The organism is Streptomyces marispadix (genome assembly GCF_022524345.1).
In the GTDB taxonomy this organism is placed as follows: domain Bacteria; phylum Actinomycetota; class Actinomycetes; order Streptomycetales; family Streptomycetaceae; genus Streptomyces; species Streptomyces marispadix.
The window spans coordinates 6,237,462-6,257,390 of the sequence record NZ_JAKWJU010000002.1 but is presented as its reverse complement, the minus strand read 5'-3'; the positions used below and the strand labels follow the sequence as shown (position 1 = coordinate 6,257,390).

At 70.8% G+C, this 19,929-nt stretch carries 20 protein-coding genes; 13 read left to right on the top strand and 7 right to left on the bottom strand.

Annotated features, from left to right (window positions below; translation table 11 throughout):
• Positions 1–20 precede the first annotated feature (20 nt).
• From MMA15_RS26005 to MMA15_RS25995, 3 genes are read left to right on the top strand one after another with little or no spacing between them, the layout of a single operon-like run.
• Positions 21–1,268 (top strand): sugar ABC transporter substrate-binding protein, encoded by a 1,248-nt coding sequence (locus MMA15_RS26005; RefSeq protein ID WP_241062594.1) that lies wholly within the window; start codon positions 21–23, stop codon positions 1,266–1,268.
• A gap of 6 nt (positions 1,269–1,274) precedes the next feature.
• Positions 1,275–2,534: a carbohydrate ABC transporter permease gene (locus MMA15_RS26000; protein ID WP_241062593.1), complete on the top strand. Its 1,260-nt coding sequence runs from the start codon at positions 1,275–1,277 to the stop codon at positions 2,532–2,534.
• Positions 2,521–3,420, top strand: coding sequence for a carbohydrate ABC transporter permease (locus tag MMA15_RS25995; protein ID WP_241062592.1), 900 nt, complete (start codon positions 2,521–2,523; stop codon positions 3,418–3,420). The genes MMA15_RS26000 and MMA15_RS25995 overlap by 14 nt, the downstream gene beginning before the upstream one ends.
• 132 nt (positions 3,421–3,552) lie before the next feature.
• Here MMA15_RS25995 and MMA15_RS25990 read toward each other — a convergent pair whose 3' ends face one another.
• Both MMA15_RS25990 and MMA15_RS25985 read right to left on the bottom strand, forming a co-directional pair.
• Positions 3,553–4,143: an NlpC/P60 family protein gene (locus MMA15_RS25990; RefSeq protein ID WP_241062591.1), complete on the bottom strand. Its 591-nt coding sequence runs from the start codon at positions 4,141–4,143 to the stop codon at positions 3,553–3,555.
• Between the two features lie 244 nt (positions 4,144–4,387).
• Positions 4,388–5,332 (bottom strand): SDR family NAD(P)-dependent oxidoreductase, encoded by a 945-nt coding sequence (locus tag MMA15_RS25985; RefSeq protein WP_241062590.1) that lies wholly within the window; start codon positions 5,330–5,332, stop codon positions 4,388–4,390.
• 502 nt (positions 5,333–5,834) lie between these two features.
• Between MMA15_RS25985 and MMA15_RS25980 the strand changes: the two genes are divergently transcribed.
• The 5 genes from MMA15_RS25980 to ssuE all read left to right on the top strand — a co-directional run bounded on the left by MMA15_RS25980 (position 5,835) and on the right by ssuE (position 10,469).
• Positions 5,835–6,407 (top strand): hypothetical protein, encoded by a 573-nt coding sequence (locus MMA15_RS25980; protein WP_241062589.1) that lies wholly within the window; start codon positions 5,835–5,837, stop codon positions 6,405–6,407.
• A gap of 164 nt (positions 6,408–6,571) precedes the next feature.
• On the top strand, positions 6,572–6,661 hold the full coding sequence (locus MMA15_RS28595) for a putative leader peptide (RefSeq protein ID WP_372498304.1): 90 nt from the start codon (positions 6,572–6,574) through the stop codon (positions 6,659–6,661).
• A gap of 479 nt (positions 6,662–7,140) precedes the next feature.
• Entirely contained in the window at positions 7,141–8,283 is a 1,143-nt protein-coding gene (locus MMA15_RS25975; protein ID WP_241062588.1) for an LLM class flavin-dependent oxidoreductase, read from the top strand.
• 5 nt (positions 8,284–8,288) lie between these two features.
• Positions 8,289–9,767 carry an MFS transporter gene (locus MMA15_RS25970; RefSeq protein ID WP_241062587.1) on the top strand — a complete coding sequence of 493 codons (1,479 nt, stop codon included), beginning with the start codon at positions 8,289–8,291 and terminating at the stop codon, positions 9,765–9,767.
• Positions 9,768–9,881: 114 nt separating this feature from the next.
• Positions 9,882–10,469, top strand: coding sequence for an NADPH-dependent FMN reductase (gene ssuE / locus MMA15_RS25965; RefSeq protein ID WP_241062586.1), 588 nt, complete (start codon positions 9,882–9,884; stop codon positions 10,467–10,469).
• 51 nt (positions 10,470–10,520) lie between these two features.
• Here ssuE and ulaA read toward each other — a convergent pair whose 3' ends face one another.
• The 4 genes from ulaA to MMA15_RS25945 form a co-directional block, all read right to left on the bottom strand.
• Complete coding sequence (gene ulaA / locus MMA15_RS25960) at positions 10,521–12,236, bottom strand: PTS ascorbate transporter subunit IIC (RefSeq protein WP_241062585.1); 1,716 nt, start codon at positions 12,234–12,236, stop codon at positions 10,521–10,523.
• 39 nt (positions 12,237–12,275) lie between these two features.
• Entirely contained in the window at positions 12,276–13,085 is an 810-nt protein-coding gene (locus MMA15_RS25955) for a PTS sugar transporter subunit IIAB (protein ID WP_241062584.1), read from the bottom strand.
• Between the two features lie 115 nt (positions 13,086–13,200).
• On the bottom strand, positions 13,201–13,650 hold the full coding sequence (locus MMA15_RS25950; RefSeq protein WP_241062583.1) for a TIGR03668 family PPOX class F420-dependent oxidoreductase: 450 nt from the start codon (positions 13,648–13,650) through the stop codon (positions 13,201–13,203).
• Positions 13,651–13,661: 11 nt separating this feature from the next.
• On the bottom strand, positions 13,662–14,483 hold the full coding sequence (locus MMA15_RS25945) for an LLM class F420-dependent oxidoreductase (protein WP_241062582.1): 822 nt from the start codon (positions 14,481–14,483) through the stop codon (positions 13,662–13,664).
• A gap of 451 nt (positions 14,484–14,934) precedes the next feature.
• Here MMA15_RS25945 and MMA15_RS25940 point away from each other — a divergent pair, with 451 nt between their 5' ends.
• The 5 genes from MMA15_RS25940 (at position 14,935) to MMA15_RS25920 (ending at position 18,534) form a co-directional block, all read left to right on the top strand.
• Entirely contained in the window at positions 14,935–15,516 is a 582-nt protein-coding gene (locus tag MMA15_RS25940) for a DNA polymerase ligase N-terminal domain-containing protein (protein WP_241063506.1), read from the top strand.
• Between the two features lie 145 nt (positions 15,517–15,661).
• Complete coding sequence (locus tag MMA15_RS25935; protein ID WP_241062581.1) at positions 15,662–16,249, top strand: methylated-DNA--[protein]-cysteine S-methyltransferase; 588 nt, start codon at positions 15,662–15,664, stop codon at positions 16,247–16,249.
• 13 nt (positions 16,250–16,262) lie between these two features.
• Positions 16,263–16,805 (top strand): RNA polymerase sigma factor, encoded by a 543-nt coding sequence (locus tag MMA15_RS25930; RefSeq protein ID WP_241062580.1) that lies wholly within the window; start codon positions 16,263–16,265, stop codon positions 16,803–16,805.
• Positions 16,802–17,443, top strand: coding sequence for a methylated-DNA--[protein]-cysteine S-methyltransferase (locus MMA15_RS25925; RefSeq protein ID WP_241062579.1), 642 nt, complete (start codon positions 16,802–16,804; stop codon positions 17,441–17,443). The genes MMA15_RS25930 and MMA15_RS25925 overlap by 4 nt, the downstream gene beginning before the upstream one ends.
• Positions 17,444–17,679: 236 nt before the next feature.
• Positions 17,680–18,534: an SDR family oxidoreductase gene (locus MMA15_RS25920; RefSeq protein ID WP_241062578.1), complete on the top strand. Its 855-nt coding sequence runs from the start codon at positions 17,680–17,682 to the stop codon at positions 18,532–18,534.
• Positions 18,535–18,581: 47 nt separating this feature from the next.
• Here the strand turns inward: MMA15_RS25920 and paaK are convergent, their stop codons facing one another.
• Entirely contained in the window at positions 18,582–19,928 is a 1,347-nt protein-coding gene (paaK, locus tag MMA15_RS25915; RefSeq protein WP_372498377.1) for a phenylacetate--CoA ligase PaaK, read from the bottom strand.
• Between the last annotated feature and the right edge of the window lies 1 nt (position 19,929).

Here is a 19,929-nt window from a genome sequence, read left to right as displayed (position 1 = left end):
CACTCCCTCAGGAGGCCCGAATGTTCCGTCGCTCCACAGTGGCCGTCACCGCGCTCGCGGTGCTGGCCACCACCGCGACCGCCTGTTCGTCCGGGTTCGACAAGAACAAGAACGGACCCGAGCAGGACAACGGCAAGAAGCAGTCCCTGCGCGTGCTGATCGCCACCTCCGGTGACGCCGAGACCAAGGCCGTGAAGAAGGCGACGGCGGCCTGGGAGAAGAAGTCCGGGCACAAGGTCACCGTGCAGCTCGCCAAGGACATGGACCAGCAGCTCGCACAGGCCTTCGCGGGCAACCGCCCGCCGGACGCCTTCTACGTCAACTCCGACCAGTTCGCGAACTACGCCAAGGGGGGCTCCCTCTACGCCTACGGCGACAAGATCCCCGACGCGAAGGACTTCGCCCCGCAGCTTCGCAAGGCGTTCACGTACAACGGCAAGCTCGTCTGCCTGCCGAAGGACTCCTCCACTCTCGGCCTGGCCGTCGACACCAAGAAGTGGAAGGAGGCCGGGCTGACTTCGAAGGACTACCCCACCACCTGGGACGAGCTGGAGAAGACGGCCGACAAGCTGACGACCGGCAAGACCACGGGCCTGGTGACGACCAACGAGTACCAGCGGCTCGGGGTGTTCATGAAGCAGGCCGGGGGCTGGATAACCAACGCCGACGAGTCGAAGATGACCGCCGACAGCGAAGAGAACGCCAAGGGGCTTCAGTTCGCACGGAAGCTGCTGCGGTCCGGCTCGATGAAGTTCGCCAAGCAGGTCGACACCGGCTGGGCCGGTGAGGCGCTCGGCAAGGGCAAGGCAGCCATGATCATCGAGGGCAACTGGCTGGCCGGGGCGATGAAGCAGGACTTCCCGGACGTCGACTACAAGATCCTGCCGCTGCCCGCGGGCCCCGCCGGCAAGGGCACCCTGGCCTTCAGCAACTGCTGGGGCGTGGCCAAGGAGAGCACCCACCACGAGGCCGCCGTCGAACTCGTACGCCATCTCACCTCGAAGAAGGAGCAGTTGGCCTCCTCCGACGCGATCGGCGTGATGCCCTCACGCGAGAGCATCATGAAGACCTTCGCCGAGGAGCACCCCGAGTCCAAGGCATGGGTGGAGGGCAACTCCTACGCACAGAGCCCGGTGACCGTGCCCGGCTTCACCAAGGTCCTCGACCAGTTCAACGCCGACTTGCAGTCACTGCGTACGGGCTCTCCCTCCGACATCCTCTCCACGCTTCAGCGCAACGGCGAGCAGGCCATCAAGAAGGGCGACTGACCTCGTATGCCGACCACTGCCACCGAGCGCCCGGCGCCGCCGCCCGCTGAGCGGCGGCCCGGCCCGGCCCGGGTTCCCGGGCGCTCTCCGACCCGTACGATCCGCGGACGTGAGGGGCTGTGGGGCTGGTTCTTCGTCAGCCCCATGGTCCTGGGCCTCGGACTCTTCCTGGCGCTGCCGATCCTGATGGCGGCCTGGGTGAGCCTGCTCGACTGGGACGGCCAGTCCAATCCGTTCACCCCGGACGCCGACTTCGTGGGGCTGGACAACTACCGTTCCCTGCTTGCCGAGGACGGGCTCGCCCGTACGCTGCTGGCCACGTCGCTGCGGAACAACGCCTACTACGTGCTGCTGACGGTGCCTCTTCAGACGGCGCTCTCGCTCACCCTGGCGATCATCGTCAACCAGCGGATGCTGCGCGGCCGCAGCATGCTGCGGACCACGTTCTACTTCCCTTCCGTCACCAGCTCCATCGCGGTGTGCACGGTCTTCCTCTTCCTCTTCCAGGGCAGCGGCGCCGTGAACCAGTTGCTCGGCTGGATCGGCGTGAAGGGCCCGAACTGGTTCCAGGATTCACGCGGCGTGCTGTGGGTGCTGTTGGACGCGATGGGCATCACCGACGGGGTGCCGGGCGGCTTCCTCGCCGACCACAGGATGATGGGCCTGCCCTTCTCGGAGTGGCTGGCCGGACCGTCGGTCGCCATGTGCACCCTCATCCTCCTTGCCGTATGGACGACTTCGGGCACGTTCATGCTGATCTTCCTCGCGGCGCTCCAGAACATCCCCCGCGAACTGGAGGAAGCCGCCGCCCTCGACGGCGCCTCCCGCAGGCATGTGCTGCGCCATGTGCTGCTGCCCGCCCTGCGTCCGGTGATGTTCCTGGTGACGACGCTGGGACTGATCGCCACCTGGCAGGTCTTCGACCAGGTGTACGTGCTCGGTCAGGGCGATCCGGCCAACACCACGCTCACGCCCGCGTATCTGTCGTACTCCTACGGCTTCGACAACGCGGAGTTCGGGCAGGGGGCCGCGATCTCGTTCATCCTGCTGGCGATCGTGCTGCTGATGACGGGAGTTCAGCGTTTCCTGCTGCGGGAGCGCGGAGGGCGGGGGCTGTCGGGGCGGGGGCTGTCGGGGCAGGGCCCGCTGAGGCAGAGGCTCGCGGCGGGTGCGGCACGGGGGGCCGTGCCCGCCGCGGCGAAGTCCGGACCCGGCGGGAAGCCGGAGCACGGCGAGGGGAAGGAGGCACCCCGTGCGCACGACTGACAAACCCGCCGCGACGGACGAGCGGCCCGTACTGGCACGCTTCCCCCGCCCCGCGCGGCTCGCGGGCTACGCGCTGCTGCTGGGCTTCGCCCTGCTGTACGCGCTGCCGTTCCTGGTGCAGCTCTCCACGAGCTTCAAGAGCGACCCGGAGGCCGCGTCGCATCCGCTGTCCCTGCTGCCTGCGGCGCCCACGGCGGCGGTCTTCGAGCAGCTCACCGGCTCCGGCGGGGGCGGCGAAGGCGTGCCGTTCATGCGGTGGCTGGGCAACAGCACGCTGGTGACGGTGGTGGTGACCCTGGGCCGGGTGGCGTTCGACTCGGCGGCCGGATACGCGCTCGCGCGGCTGCGCTTCCGGGGCCGTGCGCTGCTGGTCGCCTTCGTCGTCGCGGTGATGGCGGTGCCGCCGGTGGTGCTGCTCATCCCGAAGTTCCTGGTCCTCAACACCCTCGGCATCTTCGACACTTACACCGGCATGATCGTGCCGCTGCTCTTCGACGCGGCGGGCATCTTCATCATGAAGCAGTTCTTCGAGTCCGTGCCGAGGGAGGTGGAGGAGGCCGCCCGGATCGACGGTGCGGGCGTCGGGCGGACCTTCTGGTACGTGGTGCTGCCGATGTCGCGTCCGGCTCTGATCACGGTGACGCTGCTGTCGTTCCAGGGTTCGTGGAACGAGTTCACGCACTTCCTCGTGGCCACGCAGTCCAGCGACTACGAGACGCTCACCACCGGTCTGGCGCGCTTCGTCTCCGGCGGTCTCGGCGCCGGTACGCAGTATCCGCTGAAGCTGGGCGCGGCGCTGCTGTCCACGATTCCGGTGGCGGTGCTCTTCTTCTGCTTCCAGCGCTACTTCATCCGCGGGGCGAACGCCGGGGCGGTGAAGGAGTAGGCGAAGCGGCACCGGTCGGAACGGCCCGCGTGCGGGCACGCATGACACGAAGCGCTCCCGGCCCCAGGAGGGGACGGGAGCGCTCGTCGTGCTCAACGGGCCGTCCGGCGGCCCTGGTTGCGGCGTACCGCCTCAGTCCGTCAGGTTGTTCGGACGGTAGGGCTTGTACTCGCTGCCGGACGAGAGACCGTAGTCCAGCGTCCGGTGGTCCGTGCCGTGGCCGCCGCGCTGCTCGAAGGCCGAGTAGGCGGTGTGCGAGTCGTCGGTCCACTTCTCGAAGATCACCACGTGGCGCGTGGTGTTCGAGCCGTCGGCGTCGATGAGCAGGTCGCCGGGCTTGAGGTCACCCAGGTTGATCGGGGTGGTCAGGTCCCGGTTGCTCGCCAGTTCGACGGTGTTGGGCCCGGACTTCCACAGGCCCAGCGTCATGGAGACGTAGCCGGAGCAGTCCTGCCGGTACCCGTCCGACCAGACCTCGGTCTGGCTGTAGGGAACCTGCGCGCCGTTGTTCGCGGTCAGCCAGGTGGCCGCGCGCTCCAGCATCTGGGCCCGGGTGATCGCATCGGCCTTGGCCGACTTCTCGCTCTTCGCCGCGGACGCGGCGGGCTTCTCGGCGGGGGTCGCCGTCGCGGACGACGGCAGCACCGCGAAGCCCAGAACGGCGGCGCTTCCTGCCGCCGTGGCTGCCAGCGCGATACGTGCTCGCCGGCTGAGGGACGTCAAAGACATTCCGCTCCTCTTTGGTGGGGGGCTTTGTACCCGCCCCGGGCCACCTGCCCGAAGCAGGCACATCCTGGTGCCGCCCTTCTCGGCGGCAACCCCCGCGACCACACTCCTTCACGCGATGGGCACAAGCGGACTCGGGCATCCGGACAGGAGTACGGCTTGTGCCGACAGGCGGATGCTGCGGATTCCGCAGGTACGCCCAATGAAGGTGAAGTGCCGTCGGTGCTCGGGGAGTCCGCGTTCAGGCTGTGAGCGTCGCGACGGAGACGTCCCACAGTCGCGCGGCGGCTTCCGGATCGACGGCGTGCGGCGCCACTCCGCGACCGGAGCCGTTCTCGTCGAGCGGTGCTTCGTTGCAGTCCTCGAAGTAGCGTCCGCCGACGCCCTCCAGCAGCGAGGAGGTCGCGAGAAGGACCGAGGTCGCCGCGCCCTGTTCGGGCGTCTTCCACTCCACGGCGCCGCCGCCTGCCTCGGTGCTGCCGCGCTCGGCCTCCTCTTCGCCGACGTGGCGCCGGATTCTGGTGCGTACGGCCCCGGGGGTGAGGGAGTTGACGGCGATACCGTCGCTCTCCCAGCGCTCCCATGCCTCGACGGCGAACAGCGCGTTCGCCGTCTTCGACTGTGCGTACGCCGCCCACGGATCGTAGGGACGGCCGCGGAAGTGGATGTCCTCGAAGCAGACCGGCGACTGCCGGTGTGCGCCCGAGCCCACGGACACCACGCGGGCGCCGTTCGCCGCCGCCAGGGCCCGGTGCAGCCCGACGGAGAGCGCGAAGTGCCCGAGGTGGTTGGTGGTGAACTGCAACTCCCAGCCCTCGGGCGTGCGTACCTCCGGTGACGCCATGACCCCGGCGTTGTTCACGAGGATGTCCAGCGGCCCGTCCCAGGCGGCCAGGAAGCCCGCTACGGACTTGCGGTCGGCGAGGTCGAGCGGGGCGACGCGGATCTCCTCGTTGCCCGTCGCCGTGACGAGTTCCGCGGCCTTTCGCCGCCCCTCCTGCACGTCGCGCACGGCGAGCGTCACCTGTGCCCCGGCGCCTGCCAGTGCCCGGGCCGTCTCGGCGCCGATGCCGGAGGCGCCACCGGTGACGACGGCACGCCGTCCGGTCAGATCGATGCCTTCGATGACCTCTCCGGCGGTGGACTCGGCGGTGAAGGGAGTGCTGATGGGGGCGGTGTCGGTCATGGTCTTCCCGTCTCGCGAGGCGGTCCGGAACAGGAGGCCCGGCACGGCCGTGGGCCGCCGTGAACCTCCGCTACGACCACTTCACCGGAGCCCGCACCGATCCTCAAACGGATCTGCCCTCCGAACGGACCAAGGCACACCTGGACGGATCACCGCGGGTGGTGGCCGGTCGCAGGCCCTCGCGGGCGGGTCGCGAGCGGAACGGGGCGGGGGGCGGGCGGCCGGGAACGCGGCGGCGGCACGGCAGCGGCACGGCACACCGCCCGGAGCCCCAGGCCCGCGGACAGCGCCTGTCGGAGACCGTCCGCGAATTGACAGCCGGGGCCGGGCTGCGAGCCTGGAGGGAGCAGGTCCACCGCCTCGCCGGACTCCGGGTCGCGGCGACGATCGCGGCAGGTGGCGGCGCCCGTCGCGACGCGGCAGCGCCCCAGCCGCGGCGACGCCGGTCCGGCGAATACGGCGGTGGCAGCACCGAGGTTCCGCACCCCGACGGGAGCCACCGATGACGCACACCGCGAACAGCGCGACCGGCCACTCCGGCCGGCACGGCCGCAACGGCTCCCGCGCGGGCACACGTACCGCCGGACCGATGACCGAGCCGCTGCCGATCTATCTCAACGACCATCTCCTCGGGGCGACCAGCGGCTCGGAACTCGCCCGCAGGATCGCCAAGCAGCACGCGGCGTCACCGGCGGGGTCGGCGCTCGTCCGCGTAGCAGACGAGATCGCACAGGACCGCATGGCCCTGCTGCGGATCATGCGCGATCTGGGCGTGCCCGTACGCCGGTACAGGATGACCGCCGGATGGCTGCTGGAGAAGGCAGGCAGGCTCAAGAGCAACGGCTCCCTGGTACGCCGGGCTCCGCTGAGCGACCTCGTCGAACTGGAGGCGCTGCGCCTGGGAGTCGAGGGCAAGAAGCTGATGTGGCAGGCGCTGAGTTCGCTGGACGGACCGCCGTCGGCCGTGCTCGACGAGGACCGGCTGGCGGAGCTGCTGCGGCGTGCGCACGGGCAGATCGAGACCATCGACGAGCTTCAGATCAAGGCGGCGAAGGGCGTCCTGGGCGGCGCCTGAGAGACCGTCCGCAGTCGTCCCGGGACGCGTCCTCCACGTGCCCCGAACAGGAGGCGTGCGGTCCCGTCATCGCCCGGGCAGCGCTCGCCTCGCCCGTGCCGTCCGTCTCACCTGCTGAAACGTGGGCCGGTTGGGGTTGAAGCCGACGGGGTCGCTCGCACAGAATGCCGGACATGACAGCCGCAGCAGGACTCCTCGTGGAACGCCTCCACGTCGATCTGTGCCGCCAGTCCAGCGCGACCTGTCAGAGCTGACTCTCCGGCAGGGCCCTTCGGCCCGCCGTCTTCCGCCCGCCTCTCGGCGGCCTTCTGCGGCCGAATTCCCGCAGGATCTCCCCGCGACCGAAGTCGCCCGGTTCTCCGGCCCGTTGACGCCTGCCGTCCCGTTGACGCCGACCGGGGCTCGCCTGCCCTGGTCCGGTGCACGGGCGCGGCCGTGCGGTAGCGGGCACAGCCGTGCGCTCGTACGCCGATGGCGCCCTTCGTCCCGACGTCCGTACGCAGGCGCGTAGGGGACGCCGGTACGTGGCTGCGTCTCGCGGGGGCCGTTGCGCGGGCCGACTGCCGTTCCTCCGCCGGCAGTTCACAGCGCGCAATCCCAGCAAACCCTCAACTCCCAGCATCCCGTTCCCAGTTCTGGAGTCTCCGTGTCTTCCGACCCGTCCGCCTCGACCGCGCGGCCCGCTGATCCGCAAGCGTCCTCACCGGCCTCCTCACCTGAATCCTCGCCCCCGTTGACGTTCCACTGGTTCCTTCCCACGACGGGCGACAGCCGCCACGTCGTCGGCGGCGGCCATGGCTCCACGCCCGGCGCCGCCGGCGGCGACCGTCCGGCGTCCGTGGAGTACCTCGGCCAAATCGCCCGTAGCGCCGAGCAGTTGGGTTTCGCAGGCGCGCTCACTCCGACCGGTGCGTGGTGCGAGGACGCCTGGATCACCACCGCGATGCTCACTCAGGTCACCGAGCGGCTGAAGTTCCTCGTGGCCTTCCGGCCGGGCCAGATCTCGCCGACGCTCTCCGCGCACATGGCCGCCACGTATCAGCGCCAGTCGCACGGCAGGCTGCTGCTGAACGTGGTGACCGGCGGCGAGTCCGCAGAGCAGCGCGCCTACGGCGACTTCCTGAGCAAGGACGAACGCTACGCGCGCACCGGGGAGTTCCTGGACATCGTGCGCCGCCTGTGGACCGGCGAGCGGGTCGACCACGAGGGCGAGCATCTGCGCGTCGAGGGCGCCCGGCTCAACCGGCTCCCTGAGCCCGCCCCGAGGATCTACTTCGGGGGCTCCTCCCCCGCCGCGGGCGAAGTGGCCGCCCGTCATACGGATGTGTATCTCACCTGGGGCGAACCCCCGCAGCAGGTGAAGCAGAAGATCGACTGGATACGCTCCCTCGCCGAGGCGCAGGGGCGGGACGTGCGCTTCGGCATAAGGCTGCACACCATCAGCCGCGACACCTCCGCACAGGCGTGGGCCGAGGCTGAGCGCCTGCTGGAGGGCATGGACCCGGAGCGCATCAAGGCGGTCCAACAGGGCCTGGCCGCAAGCGAGTCGGAGGGCCAGCGGCGGATGCGCGAGCTGCACGGCAGCGGCACCAGCGACCGGCTGGAGATCTATCCCAACCTCTGGGCGGGAGTCGGGCTGGTACGCGGCGGCGCGGGCACAGCTCTGGTGGGCAGCCACTCGGAGGTCGCCGACCTCGTCGAGGAGTATCACCGCCTGGGAATCGAGGAGTTCGTCCTCTCCGGGGTCCCGCACCTGGAGGAGGCGTACTGGTTCGGCGAGGGCGTCCTGCCCCTGCTGCGGCAGCGCGGACTGTGGCAGCACCCGGACGGCGACGCTGCGACCGAGGCGGGCATCGTCCCGTTCGCGGGCCGGTGAGCGCGATGCGACCGGACACCCCCAAGACGCCGCCGCCCACGGAGAGCGCGGCGGCCAGGGAAACCACCGCGGCCACGGAAATCACCGCTGCCACGGAAACCCCTGCGGCCGAGGCCCCCCGCAGGCTCAGGACGGTCGTGCTCTCCAGCCTGCTGGGCACGACGGTCGAGTGGTACGACTTCTTCCTCTACAGCACCGCCGCGGGTCTCGTCTTCGGCGAGCTGTTCTTCCCCACGACCGACGGCCCCGTCGGCACGATGCTGTCGTTCGCCACGTTCGCCGTGGGCTTCCTCGCCCGGCCCGTGGGAGGGCTGCTCTTCGGGCACATCGGCGACCGCATCGGCCGCAAACGCACCCTCGCCTTCACGATGAGCCTGATGGGCGTCTCCACCGCCCTGATCGGGGTGCTGCCGACGTACGAGCAAGCCGGGCTCCTCGCACCGGCGCTGCTTCTGGTGCTGCGCGTAGCGCAGGGCGTCGCCCTGGGCGGCGAGTGGGCCGGTGCGGTGCTGCTCGCCGTCGAGTACGGGCCGAGGGGCCGCAAGGGCCGCTTCGGCAGCTATCCGCAGATCGGCCTGGCGCTCGGACTCGCCCTGGGCACGGGCGCGTTCGCGCTGCTGAACAATGTGCTGAGCGACGATGCGTTCCTCGGCTACGGGTGGCGCGTGGCGTTCCTGGTGTCGCTGGTGCTCGTCGCGGTCGGCCTGACCGTACGGCTGAAGATCGACGAGACGCCCGCCTTCCGGGAGCTGAGGGAGGCCCGGCAGCTCGCGCGGTCGGCCCCGTTGGTGGAGCTGCTGCGTGAACGGCCCGCGCGCCGCCATGCGTTGCTCGGCATGCTGGCCCGCTGGGGCGAGGGCGCGGCGTTCAACACCTGGGCCGTGTTCGCCCTGACGTATGCGACCGGCACGCTGAAGCTGGACCGCAGTTCGGTGCTGCTGTCGGTCACGGCGGCGGCGCTGGTGATGGCCGTGGTGATACCGGTCTCCGGCGCGCTCACCGACCGTCAGGGTGCGCGGCGCGTCTACTTCGTGGGCATGGGCCTGTTCGCTCTGTCCGTCTTCCCCGCCTTCTGGGTTTTCGGCTTCGGCGGACCATGGGGGTTCGCGGCGGTGCTCGTGGTGACGCTCGGGCTGGTGCACGCGTACTTCTACGGAGCCCAAGGCACCCTGTTCGCCGCGCTGTTCGCGACGCGGGTGCGTTACACCGGCATGTCCTTCGTCTACCAGATGTCGGGCATCTTCGCCTCGGGCGTCACCCCGCTGATCATGACGGCGCTGCTGGCACTCGGCGACGGCACGCCCTGGGCGGCGTGCGGCTATCTCGCACTGACCGCGCTGGTGAGCATGTGGGCCACGTCGCGGCTACGGGAGCGGGACCTGTATGTGATCACCGGCGGAGGCCCCCGTACGGAGTCGAAGTCGCGCGAGGAGACAGGGGGTTCGCAGCGGCGGCAGGGCCGGGCCGCGGCCCTCTCCGGCTGACGGCACGGCCGCAGCGCTCCTCACGCGTCCTTCGCTCGCCCTCGTGCTTCCCGCCCGGCTCCGCCTCCTCGCCCTCCCGCCCTGGAACTTCCCCGACCTTCAAGGAGATTCACGATGCCCAACGTCCTCACCCTCTCCGGCAGTCCGTCGGCACGTTCACGTACGTCGTCGCTGGTACGCCACGTAGGGAGGCTCCTCACCGACGAACACCACGACGTGCGGCACATCGCCGTACGAGACCTGCCCCCGGAACCGCTGCTCGCGGGGAACGCCGCCCATCCCGCGATACGGGAGGTCGTGGAGGCGGTCGACTGGGCGGACGCCCTCGTCGTCGGCACTCCCGTCTACAAGGCCGCCTACAGCGGCCTGTTGAAGACGCTTCTCGACCTGCTGCCGCAGTTCGCACTCGCAGGGAAGACGGTGCTGCCGCTGGCGACGGGCGGCAGCACCGCACACGTACTGGCGATCGACTACGCGCTGCGGCCCGTCCTCACCTCGCTCGGCACGGACAACGTGCTGCGCGGCTGGTTCGTGCTCGACAGGCACGTCTCGCCGGACGCCCCGGAGACGGAGGGGTCCGGGGTCGTCGCCGCGGAGGCCGCGGACGGCGTGACGGAGACCGTGGACCGTCTCCTCGACAGCCTCGCCGCGTCGCCGCCGGCGGCCGTCGCCGCACGCCCCGGCCTGGCCCCGGCCGTCTGAACTGCCGTACGGGTCACGGTCGTTCGGGCCGGGTGCACATTCGGGCGGGGGTCAGTCGTCCGCTGACGGCGGTGGCGGCGGGGCCGGGGCGCCGCGCGGCGGTGCGATCTTCGAACCGGCCGCGCCGCGCCTCCCGCCGGATGCCGAGCCGTGCCTCGCGCCGGCGTCCGTACCGCCCGTGGCCTGGGCGGGGACCCTGGGGGCTTCCGGGACGTTCGCCCGGTCCGGGTGCGTCGCGTCCCGGTGCGGGTCCGTGTCCGCATCGTCGTCGTTCGCCTCGTTCGCCTCGTCCGCCTCGTTCGCCTCGTCCGGCCGCGGCAGCAGGGCGTCGCGGTGTGCGCCCGGGTCCCAGCCGGTGTCCACCACACGCTTCTGCATCACCACGGCGCCGCCCAGTACGACGGCTCCGGTCAGCAGCATCAGTACGACGCCCCAACTGCCGCCCGCCTTGGGGGCGTTGCCGATGACCGTGCCGAACCAGCCGAAGTCCGCGTCCCCGAACGTCGTGTTCTCCTCGCCGAAGGCGCCCAGCACCTTCAGCAGCAGCGCGGGCAGGAACGTGATCAGCACGCCGTTGAGAAAGGCGCCGGCGACGGCGCCGCGCCTGCCGCCCGTGGCGTTGCCGTAGACACCGGCGGCGCCGCCGGTGAAGAAGTGCGGTACGAGGCCCGGCAGTACGAGCGCGAGCCCGAAGGCCGGGCCGAAGACGGCGGTCAGCAGGCCCAGCGAGGCCAGGCCCCCGGTGAAGCTGGCGATGAAGCCGATGAGCACGGCGTTCTGCGCGTACGGGAAGACCATCGGCACGTCCAGCGACGGCACCGCACCGGGTACGACCTTCGCGGCGATCCCCTGGAAGGCGGGCACGAGTTCGCCGAGGATCGTACGGACGCCGAAGAGGATGACGGCGACGGAGATGCCGAACTGAAGCCCCTGCATGACGGCGCTCATCACGTAGTCGCCGACGTCGGCGGCGGCCTCCCCGCCACCGGCGGCGAACGCCTGGAACGCGATCTTCTTGCCCGAGTGCCCGAGATGCACCAGCGCCGTCACCACGTAGATCAGCAGCATGGACAGGGCGGTGGCGACCATGGAGTCCCGCAGGAAACGCAGCCCCTCGGGCAGGTTCATCTCCTCGGTGCTGCGGCTGCGCCTGCCGACGAGCTGACCGGCGGCACCGGCCGCGACATAGCCCGCCGTGCCGAAGTGCCCGATGGCGATGGTGTTTCCGCCGGTGATCCGCTTCGTCCACGGGTGTGCGAACGCCGGCATGGACACGAGCATGATGCCCAGCAGCACGCCACCGACGATGACGACGACCACCGACGACAGACCGGCAGTCGCCAGCACCATCGTGATCAGCGTGGCCATGAACAGGACGTGATGGCCGGTCAGGAAGACGTAGCGCAGCGGCGTGAGGCGCGCCAGCAGCAGGCTCAGCGCGAAGCCCGTGATCATCAGCCAGGCGACGCGGGCTCCGAACTGCTCCTGCGCGATGCCGACGATGGCCTCGTTGGTGGGGATGACACCGTGCGCTCCCGTGGAGCCCTGGATCATCTCGCCCAGTGGCGCGAGGGAGTCGACGACGAGGCCCGCGCCGGCGTTGATCAGCAGAAAGCCGAGGGTCGCCTTGATGGCGCCGCCGGCGACCTGGCCGGCGGGCTTCTTCAGCGCGATCAGGCCGACGGCGGTGATCAGGCCGATCAGATACGGGGGCTGGCTGAGGATCTCGTCGACGAGAAACTCGGCGGTGGAGATGAGCGGGCCCATGGTGCCGCCTGCTCCCTTCTGGTCGTCAGGCGTCTGGTCTCAGACGTCGTAGGTGTCGCGGAGAGCACCGTCGACCTCGGCGGTGCTGGTGAAGTCCTCGATGACGCGGACCGGTACGGCCATGTCCGCGAGGGCGGCGGCGATCTCACGGGAGGTGAAGACGGCGACGGCCTCGGACGCCTTGCCCTTCGCCGAGACGGTGTCGGTGGCCTCCACGGTGACGTGCGCGGTCCAGCCCCAGCGCTGTAGCACCTGCTCGAGGGTGTTCTTCAAGAACAGGCTCGTGCCGAGTCCGTTGCCGCACACCGTGAGGATCTTGTGCACGCTCGCACCGCTCTGCCGTGCGGCGGTGGTGTCCGCGCGGGCCGTGCCGGCGGGTGCCGCGGCGCCCGCACCGGAGCGGTCGCCGGCCAGCACCGCGAGCAGTTCGTCCGGCGAGGCGGCCTCACGCAGCGCCCGCTCGGTGCCGGGATCGGCCAGCAGTCTCGCCAGTCCGGCCAGTGCCTCCCGGTGGGCGCCCTGGTCCTCGGCGGCGAGGCCGACGACCAGATCCACGGGGTCGTTGGACTCGTGCCCGAACTCCACGGGCTCCGCGAGTCGCACCCATGACATTCCGCTACGCCGCACCGCCGGTGAGGGACGGGCGTGAGCCAGCGCGAAACCGGGCGCGATCACCAGGTACGGCCCGTTCTCCTCGACGTTCCGGATCATCTCGGCGGTGTAATCGTCCGAGGTCGTGCCCGTGTTCGTCATCAGTTCGCCCGCGAGCCGGACGGCCGCCCGCCAGCCCCCGGCCGAGGCGTCCAGCCGCACGGCGTCCTTGGGCAGGAGATCACTCACTGTCGCCATGGGGCGGATCGTTGCACGTTCACGGAAGAGCGGAAAAGGCGGGGCCCGGGAAATGGAATCGCTGCTTCCGCGGTGCTTCCCCGGCATCAGGGCGGGCCGCTCGCCCGCGGCTACGTCAGACGGCGCGCCAGCCCGTCCACCGGTCCACGGTGATCTCCACGACGGGGCCCCGCGGCGGCCTGGGACCGTACTGCTCCCGGTACTTGAGCACGAGCGAGACGAGCAGTCCCACATGCCGGGCGGATGCGGCGGAGTGCTCCGGCGGCGCCATTACGCGTGCGGTGCCGTCGGCGCGGGCCCACCAGAGCCGTTCCCAGTCCTCGTCGTAAGCGTCGGCGAGCAGGGTCACGGCGGGGTTCGCGGCGATGTTGGCGAGCCGCTTGAGCCGCTGGGAACGCTTCGGCTTGTGGTCGACGGCGAATACGACCGTGTCTCCCGACTCACCGGCGAGGGCGAAGGTGACGGGCACGAGGTGCGGGCTTCCGTCCGCGTCGGCGGTACCCAGCGTGGCGGACCGCGCCGCCGCGAAGCGTTCCCGCGCCTCGTCGCCCGTCATCGTCGGCATACGGCTGCGCCCTAGCCGAGGCCCGCCACGGCGGCGAGCCGGTCGAGCTGCGCGAGCGTCTCGTTCTCGGGGCGGGTCGGCAGATACAGCAGCAGCCGCTCCACGCCGACCCGCTCATAGGCCTCGATGGCGGCGGGGTCGTCGGGAGCCGCGTAGAGGGTCACCGGCACGTCCCGTCCGGCGACTTGGCGCATCCGCTCGATCTGCGGGCCGAGGTCCTCCGGCGGGGTCCTGTTGGCCAGCCATGCGTCCCCGATCTCCGCGATACGCGGGAACGCTCCCTCGCCGCCGCCGATCCAGATGGGCGGATGCGGGCGCCGCACGGGCTTGGGCCATGCGTAGACGGGGTCGAAGTCGACGAACTCCCCGTGGAATTCGGCCTTTTCGGCCGTCCACAGCTCGCGGATCGCACGCAGCCGCTCGTTGACCAGCCGACCTCGCGTCGACGGGTCGGTGCCGTGGTTCTCCATCTCCTCGCGGTTCCAGCCCACGCCGATTCCGAAGATCGCACGGCCGCCGGAGACCAGGTCGAGGGAGGCCACCTCCTTCGCCGTGATGATCGGGTCCCGCTGTGCGACGAGGGCGATGCCCGTGCCCAGCAGCAGCCGCTCGGTGACGGAGGCCGCGGCGCTCAGTGCGACGAAGGGGTCGAGCGTGCGGTAGTACATCTCGGGCAGGTCGCCGCCCCCGGGATAGGGCGAGCGGCGCTCGACGGGGATGTGCGTGTGTTCGGCGATCAGCAGCGAGTCGAAACCGCGTTCCTCGACGGCGCGGCCCAGGGCGTCGGGGGCGATCCCCTGATCGGTGATGAAGGTCGATACGCCGAATTTCACGGTGGTTGCTTCCCTTCGGTTCGCGTCTCTCGGATGCGCGTGCCGGTGAGTGCGGCCGGGCCGCGTGAGGAGTCCGCGCGGCCGGTGACTCTCCGGAAGGGCGGAGGTACCCGTAATCACGCCGTTCACTACAGCGCGCACAGGGGCCGCGCTCTTCCCGTAAGCGCACACTGACTCGTACTCGTACGGGTACTGGGAGGCACGCTCGCGGGCACCCGTCGGGACGACCGTCCGACCGGAAGGAGGCGCGGTGAGCGAGAAGACCCGCAAGAGCACGCGAGGCCGGGGCAGCACGGTGCAGAAGCCCGCCAAGAGCGCAGGTCAGAGCGCAGGACGGGGTACGGGAGGGCGCACCACGGCACGGGGCACGGCACGCAGCGCTGCGAAGAGCACCCGGACGCGGGGCGCCGGGCGCGACAAGCGCGACGGAGGCGCCGCGGATCAGGACGCGCTGAAGCGGTACCGCGAGAAGCGGCACTTCGAGAAGACCGCCGAGCCACGCGGCGAAGGTGAGCCCTCCGGCGACGGCAGCGCACGCTTCGTCGTGCAGATCCACGACGCGACCACCATGCACTTCGACTTCCGGCTGGAGGTGGAGGGGGTGCTGAAGTCCTGGTCGGTCCCCAAGGGCCCGTCGCCCGATCCGCACGAGAAGCGGCTGGCGATGCCCACCGAGGATCACCCCCTGGAATACCGGGAGTTCGAGGGCGTCATCGCGCCGGGCGAGTACGGGGCGGGCACCGTCATCGTCTGGGACGAGGGCACCTACCGGCCGCACTCGGAGAACTTCGCCGAAGCACTGCGCCACGGGCATGCCACGTTCTGGATGGACGGCGCGAAGGTCCGCGGCGGCTATGCGCTCACCCGCTTCCGGGGTGGCGGCGACGGCGACCGCGAGGCCTGGCTGCTGGTGAAGCAGAACGACGAGCGAGCCGTGCGCGAGGGCCGTACGCCGGACCCGATGCGGGCACGTTCGGCGCATACCGGCCGGACGCTGAAGCAGGTGGCAGCGGAGGACGGCGACGGCGCCTGAGCGAGCGGCGCTCCACCCCCGGCTACGGCACCCGTGCGCCCGCGCCCGGATTCGCTCCGCCAGCGATCTCACGTTCGGGGCTCCGCGAACGTCTTCCTGGTGTGGGCGGAAGAATCGGCCACACGGCACGAAGGGAGCGGGGCCCATGACAGCGAACACTCACGACGGCACCACGAGCCGCACCGGCGGCACCGGCCGGCCACTCCGGCTCGGCAGCACCGAGGCCGGGACCGCCGTCCGGCACACCGTCGTCGACTCGCCGCTCGGCGCCCTCACACTCGTGGCGTCCGGAGAGGCGCTGACCGGCATCTACTTCGAGGACCATCTGCGCGGCCCCTCCCCCGGCGCGCTCGGCCCCCGCGACCCCGGCGGCTTCGACGAGGCCAGGCGGCAGCTTGAGGAGTACTTCACGGGAGAGCGCCGGCAGTTCGATCTGCCGCTGGCACCACGCGGCGAGCCCTTCCGGCAGCGCGTATGGCAGTTGCTGAGGCACATCCCCTACGGCGAGACCCGCTCGTACGGCCAACTCGCACGCGAGCTGGGCGACCCGGCGCTCGCCCAGGCGGTCGGCGCCGCCAACGGCCGCAACCCGCTCTCGGTCGTCGTGCCCTGCCATCGCGTGGTGGGTGCGGACGGTTCGCTCACGGGCTACGCGGGCGGGCTGGAGCGTAAGCGGGCACTGCTGGAGCTGGAGGGGGCGGAATCGGTGACGCGTACGCCCCGTCTCTTCTGAGCTGGAGCCGGTGTTGACCCTGAGACCTTTCGAGCAGGTCGTGGCCGAGTACGGGCCCATGGTGCTGCGCGTGTGCCGCGCGGTCGTCGGACCGGTCGACGCGGAGGACGCCTGGTCGGAGACGTTCCTGGCGGCGCTGAGGGCGTATCCGGGCCTGCCCGGCGACGCGGACGTCGAGGCGTGGCTGGTGACGATCGCACACCGCAAGGCCGTCGACGCGGCGAGGGCGGACTCACGCCGTCCCATCGCCGTGCCCGAGGTCCCCGAACCCGGGCCGCGGGCACTCGCCGAAGGCCCTGCGGCCGGGTCGGGCTCCGACGGGGACCTGTGGAACGGGCAGCTTTGGGACGGAGAGCTCTGGCAGGCGCTGAAGGCGCTGCCACAGCGGCAGCGGGCCGCCGTCGCGTACCACCATCTCGCCGGGCTGCCCTACAAGGAGATCGCCGCCATCACCGGCGGCACCGCCGACGCCGCGCGCAGGGCCGCGGCCGACGGCATCAAGTCCCTGCGCAGCAGCCTTGGGACCCACGCCGAGGAGAAAGGCGAGAAGCGATGACAGTTTCGGCATCCGGTTCGGCATCCGGACCGCAGCGGCGGGAGGAGCCGGTGTTCGCGGCGCTGCCCGTCGAGGACACGCCGGCACAACTGCGCCTCCACGAACGCCTCGTGGGTGCAGCAGAGCGCGACGGGCTGCTGGACGTCGCCTACCGCACGCTGGAGACACCCGTGGGGTCGCTGCTGCTGGCCGCCACGGAGGAGGGCCTGGTGCGGGTGGCGTATGACGTGCAGGACCACGACGCCGCGCTGGCGGATCTCGCCGGTCGCGTCAGCCCGCGCGTACTGCGTGCGCCCGCGCGGCTGGAGCAGGCCGTCCGGCAGATCGAGGAGTACTTCGAGGGGCGGCGCACAAGCTTCGAACTGGCCCTGGACATGCGGCTGACGAAGGGATTCCGCCGCGAGGTGATCGCACGTCTGCCGTCCATCGGCTACGGCCGTACGGAGAGCTACGCGCAGGTCGCCGAGGCGGCGGGAAACCCTCGGGCGGTGCGCGCCGTGGGCACCGCGTGTGCGACCAATCCGCTGCCGGTCGTCCTTCCCTGTCACCGGGTGGTCCGTTCGGACGGTTCGGCGGGCGGCTACGCGGGGGGCGCGGAGGCCAAGCGGACGCTGCTGGCTCTGGAGGGCGCGGCATGATCGGCGCGGACCCGGGCTGGGAACACTTGCGGGGTACGAATGAACGACTCGGAACATGCGTCGCGGAGTTCACGCCGTCTCCTCCGGCTCCACGGAGACCGGGCGCGGAGCCTTCGGACTACGGCACCTTCGGGGCGGCGGCGGACCGCCGGGGCGTCGTCCAAGTGCCGTGCCCCGCCGCGTAGTTCCGTACCCGTAAGGCAGGTTCGGTCTCGGCGGACAGGAGCAGCATCACCATGGACCACGACCTCGGCAGTGACGTCGGCAGGGACCTCGGCGGCGCCACCGCCTCCTCATCGGACGCCGGAACCAGGGCGGCCGTCGTCACCGGCTCCGAGTCGGGCATCGGCAGGGCCACGGCCCTCGCGCTCGCCCGGGACGGCTTCGACATCGGCGTGACCTGGTTCGCGGACGAGGCCGCGGGCCATCGCACCGCCGAGCTGGTGCGAGAGCGCGGTCGGCGCGCGGAGGTAGCCCACCTCGATCTGACGCGACTGCCGGGCGCGGAGACCGTGATCGACGAGTTCGCGGACGGCTTCGGCCGCCTGGACGTCCTCGTCAACGCCGCGGGCGACAACCGTGCGGCACCGTTCACCGAGACGGACTTCGAGGACTTCCGTCATGTGATGCGGGTGGATCTGGAGGGGCCGTTCCTGCTGAGCCAGCGGGCCGCACGCCGGATGATCGCCCAGCGCCGTGGCGGACGCATCGTCAACGTCACATCGGTGCACGAGCACACGCCGCTGCCGTCCTCCGTCTCGTACAACACCGCGAAGCACGCACTGGGCGGACTGACGAAGTCGATGGCTCTGGAGCTGGCCGAGCACGGCATCACCGTGAACGCGGTGGCGCCGGGCCTGATCGCCACCAGGATGTCGGGCCTGGAGGACGCGGACGTGCACTCGGTGCACCGGCCGGCGCTGCCCGTCTCACGGCCCGGCGACCCTCGCGAGGTCGCCTCGCTCATCGTCTGGCTCGCCTCGGACGCCGCGGCCTACGCGACCGGACAGTCGTACCCGGTGGACGGCGGCTTCCTCATCGCCAACCCGCAGTTCACCACCGTCAACTTCGGTGCGCGCGACGGCGATTGAGCCTGCCGAGGGGCGCGAGGGACGAAACGCCCCGGGGCGGGGGCGAATCAGCGCCCTGAGCGCTCGTCGACGACCCGGCGGATCTTGCCCACAGAGCGTTCAAGCGTCTCCGGCTCGACGACCTCGACCTCGACGCTCAGCCCGATCCCGTCCTTGATCGCGGCGGCGACCGACGAGGCTGCGGCCTCGCGCTCCACGTGGGCGGCGTCCGGCCGTGCCTCGACGCGCACCGTCATGTGGTCGAGCCGGGCGCGGTTGACGAGCCGCAACTGGAAGTGGGGCGCCAGACCAGGGGTACGCAGCAGGATCTCCTCGACCTGGCTGGGGAAGATGTTGACGCCACGCAGGATGATCATGTCGTCGCAGCGCCGGGTCACCTTCTCCATGCGGCGGAAGGCGGGGCGTGCCGTGCCGGGAAGCAGCCGCGTCAGGTCGCGCGTGCGGTAGCGGATGACCGGCATGGCCTCCTTGTTGAGCGAGGTGAAGAGCAACTCGCCCTCCGCGCCCGGCTCTTGGAGTTCGTCCGTGATCGGGTCGACGATCTCCGGATAGAACTGGTCCTCCCAGATGTGCAGCCCGTCCTTGGTCTCCACGCACTCCTGCGCGACTCCCGGCCCGATCACCTCGGACAGCCCGTATATGTCGACGGCGTGGATGCCGAGGCGTTCCTCGATCTCCGTGCGCATCCCCTCCGTCCAGGGCTCCGCGCCGAAGATCCCCGTACGCAGGGAGGTGCCGCGAGGGTCGATGCCCTGGCGTTCGAACTCGTCGAGCAGCGTGAGCATGTAGGAGGGCGTGACCATGATGATCTCGGGTTCGAAGTCCTGGATGAGCTGGACCTGCCGGGCCGTCATGCCGCCGGAGACGGGTATGACGGTGCATCCGGCCCGCTCGGCTCCGTAGTGCGCGCCGAGACCGCCGGTGAACAGCCCGTATCCATAGGCGACATGGACCTTGTGCCCGGGGCGCCCGCCCGCGGCGCGGATCGAGCGGGCGACCATGTCCGCCCACATGGAGATGTCGTTCTCCGTGTAACCCACCACGGTGGGACGGCCGGTGGTGCCGCTCGAAGCATGGATGCGCCGCACCTGCGACATGGGCACGGCGAACATCCCGAAGGGGTAGGTGTCCCTCAGATCCGCCTTGGTGGTGAAGGGGAAGCGCGCCAGGTCCTCCAGGGTGCGGCAGTCCTCGGGACGCACCCCGGCCTCGTCGAACTTCCTTCTGTACAGCTCGACTTCGTCGTAGGCCGTGCGCAGCGTCCGCTTCAGCCTCGTGAGCTGGTACGCACGCAGCTCCTCGCGGTCCATGCGCTCGCCGGGGTCCATCAGCTCCTGCGGCAGCGGCTCGCCGGTCCTGCGGTCGGCACCGGCCGCGGCCGGGGTCTCGCTCATC